The sequence below is a fragment of the Knoellia koreensis genome (assembly GCF_013041615.1).
Taxonomy (GTDB): Bacteria; Actinomycetota; Actinomycetes; order Actinomycetales; family Dermatophilaceae; genus Pedococcus; species Pedococcus koreensis.
Window position 1 is genome coordinate 319885 of the sequence record NZ_JABEPQ010000004.1, and the last position, 15985, is coordinate 335869.

A 15985-nucleotide genomic window follows, 5' to 3' on the forward strand; every position below is an offset into this window, starting at 1 on the left:
GGGATGAGTATCACGAAGGAGTCGGCGTTCGAGTCGAACATCGAGGCGCACTTGCTGGGGCACGGCTGGCAGCGACTGAGCCCGGCGGCATACGACCGGAAGGCCGGGGTCGTGGGCGATGAGGTCATCGCTTTCGTGCAGGCGTCGCAGCCGAAGGCGTGGCAGCAGCTCGTGACGCGCCATGGTGGCGAGTCGACGGCGCGGGAGAAGTTCCTCAGGGTCGTCGTCGACGCGCTCGACCACCGGGGAACGATCAGCGTGCTGCGGTCTCCGGTGAAGGACTCCGGCGTCAGTCTGCGGCTGTGCTACTTCAGGCCGGCGAGCGGGCTGAATGTCGAGCAGGGTGAGCGGTACGCGGCGAACCGGCTCGGGGTGGTGCGGCAGCTGCATCACTCGGAGTCCAACCCGGCGGACTCGGTTGACGTGGCCCTGGTCGTGAACGGGATCCCGGTGGCGACGGCGGAGCTGAAGAACCCGCTCACGCACCAGAACATCGAGCACGCGATGGGGCAGTACCGGACGGACCGGAACCCGCACGACTTGATCTTCCGGGCTCGGACGGTCGTGCACTTCGCGGTCGACCCGCACCGGGTGGCGATGACGACCCGGCTGGCGGGGCAGGACACGGTGTTCCTGCCGTTCGACCAGGGCAGCGGCGGCGCGGGCAACACGGGGACGGCGGGGAACCCGCCGACTGCCGATGGCTATCAGACGGCGTACCTGTGGGAGCAGGTGTGGCAGCACGACGCGTGGCTGGACCTGCTGGGGTCGTTCGTCCACTCCGAGGGTGGGAGGGTGCTGTTCCCGCGGTTCCACCAGTGGCACGCGGTGCGCTCGATCCTCGAGGCCACCCGCCGCGACGGAGCGGGGGTGGACCGACTGATCCAGCACTCGGCCGGGTCGGGCAAGTCGAACACGATCGCGTGGACGGCGCACGCCCTGTCGCGGTTGCATGGCGCCGATGACGCACCGATCTTCGACAAGGTCGTCGTGATCACCGACCGAAAGGTGCTCGACCGGCAGCTGCAGGACACCGTTTCCGGGCTGGAGCACACGCCCGGCACGATCGTGCGAATCGACGAGAAGTCCGACCAACTCAAGGCGGCGCTCGAGGGGCACGCGGCGCGGGTCATCATCACCACGCTGCAGAAGTTCCCGGTCGTGGCCGAGCTCGCCGCCAAGGACGCGGCGGCCGGTGAGGCCAAGGGCGTGGTGGGGCGACGGTTCGCCGTGATCGTCGACGAGGCGCACTCCTCATCCAGTGGTGACTCGGTCGCCAAGTTGAAGAAGGTCCTCGGTTCCGGCGAGGGGGGCGAAGCGGCGCTGGAGGCGGCCGAGGAAGCCGAGTCAGCGGCATACGACGAGTCGGTGGATGCTGCTGACGAGGCGCTGCTGGCCAGTGCGCGGAACCGGGGCAAGCAGAAGAATCTGTCGTTCTTCGCGTTCACGGCGACACCGAAGCCGAAGACACTCGACACGTTCGGGCAGGTCGGCCCGGACGGGAGCAAGCGACCGTTCCACACGTACTCGATGCGCCAGGCGATCGCGGAGGGTTTCATCCTCGACGTGCTCTCGGGGTACACGACGTATGGCGTCTACTACAAGCTCGCGAATAGCCACCCGCGCAACGACCCGGAGATGGAGTCGCGCAAGGGCCGTGCAGTGCTCGCGCGGTTCGCGTCGCTGCACCCCTATGCCCTCGAGGCGAAGGCGGAGGTGATCATCGAGCACTTCCGGAATAAGACCGCCGGGAAGATCGACGGGCACGCCAAGGCGATGGTCGTGACCCGGTCGCGGCTGCACGCGGTGCGCACCCACGCCGCGTTGGCGGCGTACATCGCGAAGAAGGGCTACGACAAGGGTGAGCGTCCGCTGCGGACGCTGGTCGCGTTCTCCGGGGCCGTGGTCGACCCGGACGCCCCCGATGCGTCGGGAGTGACCGAGGCGCAGATCAACGGTTTCTCCGACTCGCAACTGCCCAAGCAGTTCCACGGCGACGATTACCAGGTGCTCGTGGTGGCGGAGAAGTACCAGACCGGGTTCGACGAGCCGCTGCTGCACACGATGTACGTGGACAAGAAGCTCTCCGGGGTGGCCGCCGTGCAAACCCTGTCGCGGCTCAACCGCACCCATCCGGGCAAGCAGGACACGTTCGTCCTGGACTTCGCGAACACCGCCGAGGAGATCAAGGCGGCGTTCGAGCCATTCTACGAGGAGTCGTTCGCGACGCCGACCGAACCGAACGTGCTCTACACGATGGAGCACGACCTCATGGCCGCCCGCGTGCTCTCCCGGGTGGAGATGGACGCCGCCGTCGGTGCACTGCTGTCGGAGGATCCGGCGCAGCAGTCGGTCATCTACGCCAACCTCGACCCCGCGGTCGGACGGTTCGCAGCCCTCGACGAGGACGCGGCGGAGTCCTTCCGGAAGACGTTGGAGCACTTCTGCCGAGCGTATGCGTTCGTCGCCCAAGTCATGCCGTGGGCCGACGCCGACCTCGAGCGGCTCTTCCTCTACGGACGGCTGCTGCTGCTCGAGCTTCCCACCGGCGACAACGACCCGATGCCGCAGCTCAGCAAATCCGTGCAGCTGACCCACCTGCGGATCGCGGTCGCCTCCGACGAGGCCATCACCCTCGCGGGTGCCGATGAGCCCGGCTCGGCACTGCCAGGTGAAGGCAAGGGGCCCAAAGCCGAACCCATCATGGACAAGCTCTCGGCGCTCATATCGGCGATGAACGACAAGTACGGCGCGGACCTCGGCGAGGCCGACAAGGTCTGGGTTGACCAGCAGTGGGTCGTCGTTAAGGAGGACGACGAGATGCGCGAGGTCGCCCTGAACAACGACCGCGGCCAGTTCGAAATGGTCCTCGAGCAGAAGGTCAAGGACCTGCTCATCGACCGACACGACAAGAACGGCGTCTTGTTCGACCTCTTCTTCGCCAACCCCGACTTCCAGGCCTCTCTCGTCCGTTACCTTGCCGGCACCTACGACGAGTTCCGGCAAGAAGTCGCAACATGAGCCTGTCACCGCTGTCGAGAGATCTCGAACGCGTCCGTAAAGGTGATCGAAGGGACCAAGGGATGAAGAGAATGTGGGGCATCCACAACGATGCGCTGGGTTCGGAGCTCGTGGACGAGGGCTTCATCTCCATCGGCTGGGAGGAGATGCCTGACCTGAGGTCCATCGGCGACGAGATGGCGCGGATGAAGGCTGCGGTGCACGCCACGTACCCGGCAGCGAAACCCGCAGCCATCCCGGTTTGGGCTGGCGTGCTGCGCAGGTTCGCCTTCGAGATGGCCGAGGGTGATCTGGTTGTCGCGCCCTACAAAGCAGACAGCACGCTCAACTTCGGTGTTGTCTCCGGCCCGTACGAGCACCACCCGAACGCGCCCAGGCATCCGCATCGTCGACGCGTCAAATGGTTAAAGACGGGAGTGGCGCGGAGCCTGTTCCCGCAGGCCGCCCTGTACGAGATCGGATCGGCGGTCACCCTCTTCCAAGTGCGTAAGCACGACACGGTGTTCCGCAACTACTTGGATGCGGCGACCGACGAGACCTTCGAGGCCGAGAGCCAGAAACAGCCAAACGCGACCACCCACGCGACGACTGATGACGCGGTCGCCGACGAGCCGAACGCCGAGCGGATCGATCAGCACACGAGGGACTTCATCGCGCGCGTTCTCTTGACCGACCTCTCGGATCGTGAGTTCGAGGAGTTCACCGCAGACCTGCTACGGGCCATGGGATACCAGGCCCGCGTCACCCCGTACTCCCAGGACGGCGGCATCGACGTGATCGCACACACGGATCCTTTGGGGATCGAGCCGCCCATCATCAAGGTGCAGTGCAAGCACACCACCGGGACTCGAGGACGTCCGGACGTGCAGCAGCTCATCGGTACGCTCTCGCAGAACGAGGCCGGGCTCTACGTCACGCTGGGTGCGTTCAGCGCGGACGCCATCGCCCTCGAGCGGGAACGGCAGAACCTGCGCCTGTTCTCTGGTGCGGACCTCACCAGCCTCACCCTGGAGCACTACGACGCACTCCCCTCGCGCTGGCGGAGTCGCATGCCCCTGCGTCGGGTCCTCGTCGTCGAGCGCGACCCGGAGGCCGGCTGAGCCTGAGTCGAGCACGCTCACCACCTACGTCGGGTTCTCGACGGCAGGGTCAGGATCGCTCGCCTCCCGGACATCAGCCCTCAGCTGACCGATCAGCCGCTTCACCTCACGGCTGGTCAGTTCCCCACCGCACCAGTCGGCGATGTGGCTGACCGAGAGGCCCTCGTCCTCGGTGAGCTGCTGCAGTGCAAGGCCGGCGCGCCTTTCGCAGTCGGCGATGGCGGCCTTGCGCTCCTCGAGGGCGGTGAGGACGTCGACGGCGAGGGCTTCGATTCGCTTGTCCCGCTCGGCCCGTTGCCGCCTGCGCTGGGCTTGAGCATCGAGAGCTGCTCGACGTGCCGCCTGCCGCGCTGATTGCTGTCCCATTTCGGATCTCCTTTCGAGGCTTCTCCCCCTCCCGAAGGCTGACGCCGCCCCCACACGGTCATCGCGAGAGACCCGCGTCTGCGTACCCCGCCGCGAACCGACCGACCTCATGCGCCACACACCTCTTGCATGGTCGGATTCAGGTCCGCTTCGGTGACCGCAGCGAGGCTGCGGGCCCCTTAGGGCGGGTGTGACGATGTCGATCCACAAGCTGACCGCGGGGTCGGGGTATGACTACCTGACCCGGCAGGTGGCTGCCCTGGATGCGACCGAGCGGGGTCACACGGGGTTGGCGAGCTACTACACGGCCAAGGGCGAATCGCCGGGGGTGTGGGTGGGCTCCGGCCTGGCCGGGATCGAGGGGCTGGCCGCCGGGGATCTCGTCACGGCGGAGCAGGTGCAGGCGCTGTTCGGGTCTGGCCACCACCCGTTGGCGCACGAGCGCCGCGCCCGGCTGGCCGGGGACGCGACCGACGAGCAGGTGCAGGCGGTCACCCGACTGGGCCAGCCGTACAAGGTCTACGCCGGGGACGTCAGCGCGTTCCGGCTCGAGGTCGCCAAGCGGATCGCCGCCTTGAACACAGAAGCCGGCCTCCCGCAGGACTCGCCTGTCGCCCTCGAGGAGCGGGCTCGGGTCCGCACCGAGTTCGCCACCGAGCTCTTCCGCGCCGATCACGGCCGGGACCCCGAGGACGCCCGGGAGGTCGCCGCGACGATCGCGAAGCACTCCCGGCCGCGGACGAACGCGGTGGCCGGCTACGACCTGACCTTCTCCCCGGTGAAGTCCGTCAGCACGCTGTGGGCGATCGCCTCCCCCGACGTCGCCGCGCGGATCGAGCGGGCCCATCAGGCCGCGGTCAAGGACGCCCTGACCTTCATCGAGGAGCACGCCCTGTTCACCCGGACCGGCACGAACGGGGTCCGTCAGGTCGACGTCCAAGGCTTGGTGGCGACGGCGTTCACGCACCGTGACTCCCGCGCCGGCGACCCCGACCTGCACACGCACGTCGCGGTCGCGAACAAGGTGCAGACCCTCGACGGGCGGTGGCTGAGCATCGACGGTCGGGTGCTGTTCAAGGCGACCGTGGCCGCGTCGGAGACGTACAACACCGCCCTTGAGCAGCACCTGCGCGCCGACCTCGGCGTGACGTTCGCCGAGCGCCCGAACGAGGATGCGCGGAAGCGGCCGGTCCGCGAGGTGGTCGGTGTCGACCCGCGGCTGAACGAGCGGTGGTCCTCCCGAAGGGTGAGCATCGAGGCTCGCCGCAGCGAGCTCGCGGCCGACTTCCAGGCCACCCACGGGCGGCCGCCGACGCCGGTCGAGTCGATCCAGTTGGCGCAGCAGGCCACCCTCGAGACGCGTGAGGCGAAGCACGAGCCGCGCAGCCTCACGGAGCAGCGGCAGGCGTGGCGGGCGCAGGCTATCGAGGTCCTCGGTGGCGCCGACGCGGTCGACGTCATGGCCCTCGGTGCCCTGTCCCGCGAGCCCGAGCGCGCCGTGCGGGTGGACGACGCGTGGATCCAGGGCACGGCGGAGCAGGTCGTGAAGGCCGTCGAGTCCCGGCGGGCGACGTGGCAGGTGTGGCACGTTCGGGCGGAGGCGCAGCGCCGGGTCCGCGCCGCCGGCCTGGCCGCGGGTGAGTCGGAGCAGGCCGTGGACCGGGTCGTGAAGCAGGCCCTGACCGGGGGCTCGGTGTCCCTCGCCCGCCCTGATGACGGCCTCGTCGAGCCACCTGTCTTGCGGCGTCGCGACGGGTCGAGCGTGTACACGGTGGCCGGCGCCGACCAGTACACCTCGGCGCGGGTGCTGGCCGCCGAGCAGCGGCTGGTCGCCACGGCCGGGCTCGCGGACGGGTATACGGCCGGGCCGGCGAGCGTGGACCTGGCGCTGCTCGAGGCGACCGCGAACGGCACGGCTCTCAACGCCGGGCAGGCGGCGCTGGTGCGCTCGATGGCGGCCTCCGGCGCGCGGCTGCAGCTGGCGATCGCGCCCGCCGGGGCTGGGAAGACCACCGCGATGCGGGTCCTCGCCGGGGCGTGGTCCGACGCCGGCGGCGAGGTCATCGGGCTGGCGCCGTCGGCGGCCGCGGCCGCGGCGCTGCGTGAGCACACCGGTGCCAGCACGGACACCCTCGCGAAGCTCGTCTGGTCCATCGAGCACGACGACCTGCCCGACTGGGCCGCCCGGATCGGCCCGCGGACGCTGGTCGTCATCGACGAGGCCGGCATGGCCGACACCCTCTCCCTGGACGCGGCGGTCGCGTTCGTCGTCGGCCGCGGCGGCAGCGTCCGCCTGATCGGCGATGACCAGCAGCTCGCCGCGATCGGCGCCGGCGGGGTGCTGCGCGACATCGAAGCGAGCCACGGCGCGGCCCGGCTGACCGAGCTGATGCGGTTCGCCGACCCCGCCGAGGGCGCCGCCTCCCTCGCGCTGCGCGACGGGCGACCGGAGGCGCTCGGGTTCTACCTCGACCACGGCCGCGTCCACGTCGGCGACCTCGCGACGATGACCGAGGACGTGTTCACCGCCTGGCAGAACGACCGCGCCGCCGGTCACGACGCGATCATGCTGGCCCCCACCCGTGAGCTCGTCGCCGGGCTGAACCAGCGCGCCCGCGCCCACCGCCTCACCCAGGAAGCCAGCCCCGCACAACGACCCGGTCCAGTTCGGGCGCCCGGCGGGCGGGGCCACGAGAGCGAGGCCAGGGGCATACGCGACACCATCCATGAAAACCGGGCGGCGCGTCTGGCGGACGGGAACGAGGCCTCGGTCGGGGACCTGATCATCACCCGCTCCAACGACCGGCGGCTGCGGATCTCGGCCACCGACTGGGTCAAGAACGGCGACCGGTGGGCCGTCCGCGCGGTCGGCGCGGACGGCGGGCTGTCGGTGCAGCACACCCGTAACGGGCGGCTCGTCACGCTGCCCGCACCGTACGTGACCGCCTCGACCGAGCTCGGCTACGCGACCACGGTCCACGGCGCACAGGGCGTGTCCGCCGACGTCATGCACGGCCTGGCCACCGGCGCCGAGTCCCGGCAGCAGCTCTACACGATGCTCACCCGCGGCCGGCACGCCAACCACGTCTACCTGCAGGTCGTCGGCGACGGCGACCCGCACACCGTCATCCGCCCCGAGACCATCAGCCCGCCGACCCCGACCGACCTGCTCGAGACCGTCCTCGCCCGTGACGACTCCCCCACCTCCGCCAGCACCCTGCTGCGCGAGGCCGCCGACCCCGCCGTGCTGCTCGGACAGGCCACCTGCCGGTACGTCGACGCGCTGTATGCCGCCGCCGAGGACACGCTCGGACCCGAGGCCGTCGCGTCGCTCGAGTCGACCGCGGACGCCCTGGTTCCCGGGGTGCGCGAGGAGGCGGCGTGGCCGACGCTGCGCGCGCACCTGCTGCTGTTGGCCGCGTCCGGGACGGACCCGGGCGGGGCGCTGCGGGCCGCGGCCGAGGGCCGCGAGCTCGACACCGCGGGCGACCGGGCGGCCGTGCTCGACTGGCGCCTGGACGACTCCGGGCTGCGCAACGCGGGCCCGATGACAGGACTGGCGCCGCTGCCCTGGGTCCCGGCTGTCCCCGCTCGGCTGGCGGCGGATCCGGTGTGGGGCGAGTACCTCACGCGCCGCGCCGGGCTCGTCGGCGACCTCGCCGCGCAGGTCCGGGCCGCGGCCAGCCACGGTGAGACGCCGGCGTGGGCGACCGCGCTGGGACGGCGCGTCGACGCCGCCTTGGTGGCGGAGGTTGACGTGTGGCGGGCTGCGATGCAGGTCCCCGAGGCGGACCGCCGGCCGACTGGGCCGCGGCAGCTCGCGAAGGCCGCGGCGCTCTGGCAGCGCGACCTCGACGCGCACCTGGCGGCCGGACACGCGCCCGCCATGGACGAGTGGGCACCCCTCCTGCGGCGGGTCGCGCCCGCAGTGACAGGCGACGAGTTCGCCGCGATCCTCGCCGAACGGCTCGCCGCGCTGTCCCGCGCCGGCGTCAACGCCGGCGGCCTGGTGAGGACAGCGGCGGCGCAGGGGCCGCTGCCGGACGACCATGCCGCGGCCGCGCTGTGGTGGCGGATCAGCCACCACGTCGAGCCCGCAGTCGCCACCACCACTGACCCCTCTGGCGGGCTGAGCACGCCCTGGGTCGACCGGCTCACCGCTCGCGTCGGAGCCGACCGCGCCGCCGCCATCCAGACCAGCGCATGGTGGCCGGCCCTCGTCACGGCCGTCGACCACGCCCTGGCTCGCGGCAACCGGATCGACGACCTGCTCGACACCGCCGGACGCCACCTGGACGGCGTCGACGTCGACGAGTGCCACGCCATGGTCTGGCGCATCTCCGTCCTGGCCGAACCGACCAGCCCCGAGCACCAGGACCAGAGCGACGACGAGGGGATCCCACCGGAGGACCTGCTCGTCGACGTCGAACCGCCCGCCGACGCGCCGACGGCCGCGGAGTGGGAGGACTACCTCACCGGCCGCGACGCAGGACAGGAACCGCTGGCCGAGGACGGCTCGCCGCCGCTGGCAGTGGAGGCGGTGGAGGCGCAGCTGCAGCTCGCGGCGCTGGTGCGCGACACGATGGGACCGCTCGACCCGTCCGAGGCCGAGATCCAGCACCTGCTCGAGCGGGCTCACGAGTGGGACCACTGCCCCGTCCCCCACGAGCGGATGGTCGAGGTCAACGAGCTGAGCCTCGCGTTCTTCCAGACGCGGTTCGAGCGCAGCTGGGCCCGTGACTACCTGACCGCGCGCTTCCACCAGGACCTGGCCGGGCACTCCGGCTTCGGGAGCGACTACCGGCCCGGCTACGCCCCCGCCGGGTGGACCGGCCTCGTCGAGCACCTGCGTTCCCTCGGGGTCACCGACGAGGAGATGACCCTCACCGGTGTGGCCACGCTCGCCCGGACCGGGCGGCTGATCGACCGGTTCCGCGACCGGGCCGTGCTCCCGATCATCGACCGCGGGCAGGTGCTCGGCTTCGTCGGCCGGCGCCACCCCCGCCTGACCGACGCCGACAACGCGGGCCCGAAGTACCTCAACACGGCCGACACGCCCCTGTTCCACAAGGGTGCGCAGCTCTTCGGGGTCCTGCCCCGGCTCCGCGATGCGGGGGCGGTGCCGGTGCTCGTCGAGGGCCCGATGGACGCCATCGCGGTCACCCTCGCCACCGGCGGCAGCCACGTCGGGGTCGCACCGCTCGGCACCGCCCTGACCGAGGCGCAGGCCAGGCAGCTGGCCGGCCTGAGCAGCGCAGCGGGCACCGGGCCGGTCGTCGCGACCGACGGTGATCTGGCCGGCTGGATGGCGGCCGAGCGGGCCTACTGGCTGCTCGCCCAGCACGGGACGGAGCTGCTGACGGTGCGCCTCGACGACGGAACCGATCCGGCGCAGCTGCTCGCAGCGGAGGGCCCGGCAGGCCTGTCCGCGCTGCTGCGGATGCCGCAGCCGCTCGGCCACGTCCTCGTCCACGAGCGGCTCGCGAACCTGCCCGGGCAGCAGGCCGTCGACGCGGCCGCGGCGATCGTCGCGGCACGACCGGGTGCCGTGTGGGAGCCGGCGATGGGCGACATCGCCGCGGCGACCGGCGCCCCTCCGAGCGAGGTCCGGCGGGCTCTGCTCGCCGCCGCCCGGGCGTGGAACGCCGACCCCCGCCCGGTCGCGCAGCAGCAGCTGGCCGGCCTGCACGAGGTCCGGACCCGGATGGGACAGGGACCCGGGGAGCCAGCCCAGCGGCATACGCAACGACGGACGCCGCGGGAGAGCCCCGCCGAAGAGGCACTGCGGCCCCGCCCGGTTGTCTACGGGGCGGACGCCCAGGCCCCCGCGGCACCGCGACGCTGAGGCTCGAGAGGGTGGATCGAGTCGTGCGTGAAGCGAAATCAGGCCATGGCGATGGCTTCGGGGGATGGTTCCGCAGACCGCGGCGGCGGAGCGGTGGACTCGCGAACGATCACAGCGGTGTGCAGCTTCTGGTGCGGGTGGCGTGCGTTGCCGTGGATGGTCGAGACCAAGAAGTCCGCGGCGACGCGCCCCTTGGCTTCGGTTGGCTGGCGGACCGTGCTCAGTCGGGGACGGACCCACATGGCCTCGGGCTGGTCGTCGAAGCCTGCGACGGACACCTCAGCCGGGACGGCCACACCCAGTTCGTAGGCCGCGTCGAGGACGCCTGCTGCGAGGATGTCTGAGAGGGCGAAGACTGCGGTCGGACGGTTGGTCCTCCGAAGCAGCTCGAGTCCCGCCTTGTAGCCCTCAGCCCTGGTGCATGGCACCTCCGTCAGGGTCACGTCGTTGTCGCGGCTGAGCCCGACGGCGGCGAGTGCCTGGTCGATGCCGGCGATGCGTCGTCGCAGCGGCCCTCGATACTCCCCGTCTCCGCTCTCCGGACCGGACTCGAACGCAAGGATGGCGATGCGCCGGTGGCCCAAGTCGAGCAGGTGGGTCATCATCGCCGCCGCGCCGGCCGTGTCATCGACCTCGACGCTGGGCGAGGTGTGGTCGCCGTCGCTGTCGACGAGGACGTAGGGGATGCCGCGTCGCTCGAGCTCCGCCACTTCGCCGCGGTCCCTCTCGAGCCCAGAGACGATGAAGCCGTCGACGGCCGCGTAGGGAATGGCCTCGAGCATGGAGTTGCGCAGAGGGGGCACGATAAGCAGCGTGTAGCCCTCCTGGTGGCACACCTGGCCCACACCGATGATGAACTGGGTGTAGTACGGGTTCTCCATGGCTTGGGGAATGTCCTGTGGCAGAAGGATGCCCAGCGAATTCGTGCGGCCGTGCACGAGCATTCTTGCGACAGGGTCCGGCCGGTAACCTAGTTCTTCGGCCGCCTTCAGAATGCGTTGACGTGTGGCGTCGCCGAGGCGCGCGGGGTCGTTGAAGGCGAAGGACACGGACGTTCGCGACACGCCTGCGGCCTTGGCGACGTCCTTGGCCGTAGCTCTTCGCGCGCCGTCACTCAAGCTTGACAATGGAAACCCCCATCCCTGGCACAGCGACATCGTCGCACCTGACCTGTTGTCCGGTGAGCAGATCGGTCCCGAGGCGGCCAGCGAAACCTGCGACCGCAACATGCACGCCAGCCCGGGCTCGGTTTGCCAGGATGAGCAGTTCCTCCTCGGGGTGGACGCGGGCTCGGACGATGGTGTTCTCGGTGGCTTGGATGGTGCGCTCGCTGCCGCGGCGGAGGGCGACGTGCGCCTGCCTCAAGTGCGCGAGTTGACGCACCCAGGCGAGCAGTTCATGGTTCCACCGGGCCTCGTCCCAGATCATGGCGCCACGACAGTCCGGGTCGTTGAACCCGGTCATGCCGATCTCGTCGCCGTAATAGACCATGGGGGCTCCCTCTGCGGTGAACAGCAGCGCGAAGGCGAGCTTCGTGGCCTCGACGTCGCCGCCGCAGTGGGTCAGGACGCGTTCGGTGTCGTGGCTGCCGAGCAGGTTCATCATGAGTCCCTTCGCGTCGGGCGGGATCTCCTTGTCGATCTCTTCGAGCTCGGCGGCGAACGACTCACCGCCGCCTCTCCACTCCGAGACGAAGTTCAAGATGGCGTCACGCAGGCGGTAGTTCATGGCCGCATCGGACGTGGCTCCGGTGGTCCAGTCGGTGGCCTTCTCCCAGACCTCGGCGACGATGTACTGCTCCGGGTCGTGCCCCTTGACCACGGCGCGGAACTGTGCCCAGAATCGTGGGTTCTCGAGCATGTAGGGCACGTCGAGGCGCCAGCCGTCGATTCCGGCGTTCATCCATTTCTGCGCAGCGCCGAAGAGGTGGTCGCGCACGTGGGGGTTGTGCACGTTGAGCTTGGGCAGGTACCAGCAGCCCGAGCAGGTGAGGTAGTTCGGCTGCGGGTGCGCGGTGACGGGGAACTGGGCCACCGAGAACCAGTTGACGTACTCCGACTGGTCGCCGCGGGCGATGACGTCCTGGAAGAAGGGGTGGTCGTAGCCGCAGTGATGGAACACGGCGTCGAGCAGAACGCGGAGCCCCATGTCGTGGGCCGAGTCGAGGAATGTCGCGAAGGCGGTGTCGCCGCCCAGTCGCGGGTCGATCGTGTAGTAGTCGGTGGCGTCGTAGCGATGGTTCGTCGTGGCGCTGAAGACCGGGGTCAGGTACAGGGCGTTGGCCCCGAGCGCTCGGAGGTGTTCCAGCCGTCGGGTGATCCCGGGCAGGTCCCCGCCCATGAGGTTGTCGCGGGTGGGTGGCGTTCCCCACGGCTCGACGCCGGGAGGGTCGGTCGCGGGGTCCGCGTTGTCGAACCGCTCCGGGAAGATCTGGTAGAAGATCGCGTCACGTACCCAGTCGGGTCCACGCCTGTTGAGGCTGTCGTTCACGAGGTTTCACTCCTTGACTGCGGTGGCGGCGAGGCCGCGCACCAGGCTGCGCTGCAGGTACATGAAGATGGCGATGGCGGGCACGGCCGCGATGACGGTGCCAGCCATCAGGTAGTGCGGATACGGCCCGTACTTGCTGGTGAAGGCGGCCAGGCCCAGCTGGATCGTCCGGTACTGGTCGTCGCTGGTGACCAGCAGCGGCCAGAGGAAGTCGTTCCAGGCGAAGAGGAACGAGAAGACGGCGACGCTGACCAGTGCCGGCTTGCTCAAGGGCAGGAGGATCCGGAACAGGATCTGCATCCGGTTGGCCCCATCGATCCTGGCCGCCTCGTCGAGCTCCATGGGAAGAGATAGCAGGTACCCGCGGATCACGACGATCCCGAAGACGTCCGCGAGCCGGGGCACGATGAGCGCGGTGTAGCTGTTGAACCAGCCGAAGCGGATGACCAGGTCGAACGCGGGCAGCACCGTAAGGAACGTCGGTACCAGCATGGTAGCGACCAGCCCCAGGAAGATCGCGTTCCGACCCGGGAACCGCAGGCGGGCAAGCGCGTAGGCGGCCAGCGTGTCGAGCAGCAGGTGGCCGGCCACGATGCCCGCCGCCATGACCACCGAGTTCAGGTAGTAGCCGGCGAAGGGGGCCGCGGCCAAGGCCTGCGGGTAGTTGGACCACTCGAACTGCTCCGGGACCAGATAGGGCGGCTGGTGCACCTTGTCGAAGGACTTGAGGCTGGTGGTGATCATCCATGCGAATGGCGCCACGATCAGGACGGAGAGGCCGAGCAGGAGCAGGTGACGGCCAAGAGCGCGTGCGGCGGCATACGGCCTGCTCATGTCTGGTCCTTCCCACCCAGGCGCCACTGGATCCAAGTCAGCGCGAAGACCAGCGCGAAGCCGGCATAGGCGATGGTGGCTCCGTAACCGAACTGCCCGGTGACGAACGCCGTCCGGTAGACGAGGAATCCGACGACCTCGGTGCCGCCCATCGGGCCGCCCGCGGTGAGCTGGTAGACCAGATCGAAGGACTGGAACGTCACGACGAGTGCTTGGACGACGACGAAGAAGGTCATCGGTGCAAGCAGGGGAAGCGTGATGTGCCTCATCCGCTGCCACGGCCCGGCGCCGTCGAGGGCCGCCGCCTCGTACACCTGGGCGGGGAGGGCCTGCATGGCCGTGAGGTAGAGAACCGTGTTCAGGCCGAGCTGCTTCCAGACCGTCAGCAAGGTCAGGCTCACCAGGGCCAGGTGCGGATCACCGAGCCAGTTGGTTTCGCCCAGCCCGACCCGTTGGAGGGCGGAGTTGACCGGACCGCTGACATCGAAGAGGTAGCGCCAGACCGCGGCTGCGGCGATCGAGGAAGTGACGACAGGTAGGAAGAACGCGGTGCGGTAGACGGCGCGGCCCCGGAAGGCGCTGTTGAGCAGTGCTGCCGCGCCCACTCCCGTGATGACGCTGAGGGCGCTGACTCCGAGCCCGTAAAGGACCGTGACGACCATCGAGTTGCGGAAGGCCGGATCCGCGATGAGCTTGCCGTAGTTGTCCAGTCCCACGAAGGGCCGGTCCGGGCTGATGCCGTCCCAGCTTGTCAGTGACAGCAGTCCCGTGGCCACCAATGGGTACACCACGAACAGCCCGATGACCAGCAGTGCCGGGGCCAGGCACAAGGCCGCGGTGATCAAGTCGCCACGGCGATAGCTCCGGCGGGCGCGGAGGGGGGCGGTCCCGGCTCGTTGCACGGCCGGGTGCGTGATGGGCGTGCCTAGCCTGCGGCCAACCTCGGCCGTTCGGTCACGCACGCCCATCACGACCGTCTCACTTGCCGCTGAGGATCGCGTTGACCTGGGTCTCCGCGTCCGCCAGTGCCTGGTCAACAGCCTTGCCATGCAGGGCCTCCTCTACCTGCTTGGCGAAGGCGAGGGAGACCTGCGGGTAGAGCGGGGTTGCCGGACGGGCCTTCGCCGTCGGGAGGGCGTCGACGAACGGCTGCAGCTCGGGAAGGGTGTTCTTGACGAAGTCCTTGTACTCGGCCGACTCGGCGACTGACTTGCGGACAGGCAGGAATCCGGTCTTCTCGCTCCAGGAGGTGTTCTGGGCCGGATCGACGAACCAGGTCAGGAACTCGCCGGCGGCCTTCTGCTCTGCCTTGTCCTGCGTGAACACGACCGCCTGCTCGCCACCCATGTTGGTGGCGGGCTGCCCGTCTGCCGGGTGGGGGATCTGTGCCACGCCGAAGTCGAACGGCGGCTTCGGCTTCCAGATACCAGCCATCCACGAGCCCTCTTGGGCCGAGGCGGCCTTGCCCTTCTCGAACTCGCCCCAAGGAGCCAGCGGGCTGTCCTTCGCCTTGACCAGGTCGACCCAGAACTGGAGGGCCTTCTTCCCTGCCTCCGAGTTGAACGCGGCCTTGGAGTTGTCCCCGTTGAGGAACTCGCCGCCGGCCTGCCACAGGGACACCTGGAAGTTCCAGGTCACGCCTTCGCCGTCGGTGCCGGGCGTCGTGAAGAGCTCGAAGCCGGGCTTGCCCGTCGCCTTTCGGATCTTGGCCGAGGCCGCCTTGAGCTCGTCCCATGTCTGGGGCGGGTTGGCCGGGTCCAGGCCGGCCTTGGTGAAGTCTGTCTTGTTGAACATCCACGCCAGCGTGTTGGAGGAGACGGGGATGGAGATCTGCTTTCCGCCCTGGTCGCCGAACTTCAGCATCTCGGGGTAGATGTCGGACCACGTGTTCTCGCCGACCAGGGGCTTGAGGTCGACGGCCTGCCCGGTCTTGGCCATGCGCGGCACGGTCACCAGGTCGCCGATGACGATGTCGGGAAGGGTGCGTGACTGGGCCGCAGCCTGCAGCTTGGTCAGCAGATCCGACCCGGGAACGTTGACCAGCTTCAGCGTCGTGGTCGGGTGCGAGCCCTCGAAGTCCTTGGCCATGGAGGCGAACGTGTCACCGTTGTTGCCGTCCCAGTAGTGCCAGATGGTCAGCTCGGCCTTGCCATCTCCGGCAGACCCGGAAGCGGGGGCAGAACCGCCGCTGCACCCAGCCGCGAGCATCACTCCGAGAGCGCCCGCCGCGGCGACCGCTACCCGTACAGACTTCCTTGTCATGCGGGGACCTCCTTGGTTAGTAACTCGGTTTACTAACCGAGACTCTTGACCACGTGGAGCGGCCTGT

Annotated in this window: 9 protein-coding genes; 3 read left to right on the forward strand and 6 right to left on the reverse strand. The window is 69.6% G+C overall.

Annotated features, from left to right (window positions below; genetic code table 11):
• The first annotated feature begins 3 nt into the window (after positions 1 to 3).
• Positions 4 to 3021, forward strand: coding sequence for a type I restriction endonuclease subunit R (locus HJG52_RS17235; RefSeq protein ID WP_171244849.1), 3018 nt, complete (start codon positions 4 to 6; stop codon positions 3019 to 3021).
• The gene (locus HJG52_RS17240) at positions 3018 to 4121 is read left to right on the forward strand and encodes a restriction endonuclease (RefSeq protein ID WP_240978129.1); all 1104 of its coding nucleotides are present in this window, start codon (positions 3018 to 3020) and stop codon (positions 4119 to 4121) included. Before HJG52_RS17235 ends, HJG52_RS17240 begins: the two co-directional genes overlap by 4 nt.
• A 24-nt stretch (positions 4122 to 4145) precedes the next feature.
• On the opposite strand, the gene HJG52_RS17245 is transcribed toward HJG52_RS17240, so the two are convergent.
• Entirely contained in the window at positions 4146 to 4487 is a 342-nt protein-coding gene (locus HJG52_RS17245; protein ID WP_171244850.1) for a hypothetical protein, read from the reverse strand.
• Between the two features lie 196 nt (positions 4488 to 4683).
• Here HJG52_RS17245 and mobF point away from each other — a divergent pair, with 196 nt between their 5' ends.
• Positions 4684 to 10332, forward strand: a complete 5649-nt coding sequence (mobF, locus tag HJG52_RS17250; protein WP_171244851.1) for a MobF family relaxase — start codon at positions 4684 to 4686, stop codon at positions 10330 to 10332.
• A gap of 38 nt (positions 10333 to 10370) precedes the next feature.
• Here the strand turns inward: mobF and HJG52_RS17255 are convergent, their stop codons facing one another.
• The 5 genes from HJG52_RS17255 to HJG52_RS17275 form a co-directional block, all read right to left on the reverse strand.
• On the reverse strand, positions 10371 to 11489 hold the full coding sequence (locus HJG52_RS17255) for a LacI family DNA-binding transcriptional regulator (RefSeq protein ID WP_171244852.1): 1119 nt from the start codon (positions 11487 to 11489) through the stop codon (positions 10371 to 10373).
• Positions 11443 to 12822, reverse strand: a complete 1380-nt coding sequence (locus HJG52_RS17260) for an alpha-amylase family glycosyl hydrolase (RefSeq protein WP_171244853.1) — start codon at positions 12820 to 12822, stop codon at positions 11443 to 11445. Before HJG52_RS17260 ends, HJG52_RS17255 begins: the two co-directional genes overlap by 47 nt.
• Positions 12823 to 12828: 6 nt before the next feature.
• The gene (locus HJG52_RS17265; protein ID WP_171244854.1) at positions 12829 to 13656 is read right to left on the reverse strand and encodes a carbohydrate ABC transporter permease; all 828 of its coding nucleotides are present in this window, start codon (positions 13654 to 13656) and stop codon (positions 12829 to 12831) included.
• Positions 13653 to 14501: a carbohydrate ABC transporter permease gene (locus HJG52_RS17270; protein ID WP_240978130.1), complete on the reverse strand. Its 849-nt coding sequence runs from the start codon at positions 14499 to 14501 to the stop codon at positions 13653 to 13655. The genes HJG52_RS17265 and HJG52_RS17270 overlap by 4 nt, the downstream gene beginning before the upstream one ends.
• Positions 14502 to 14634: 133 nt before the next feature.
• The gene (locus HJG52_RS17275; protein WP_171244856.1) at positions 14635 to 15918 is read right to left on the reverse strand and encodes an ABC transporter substrate-binding protein; all 1284 of its coding nucleotides are present in this window, start codon (positions 15916 to 15918) and stop codon (positions 14635 to 14637) included.
• Positions 15919 to 15985 lie beyond the last annotated feature (67 nt).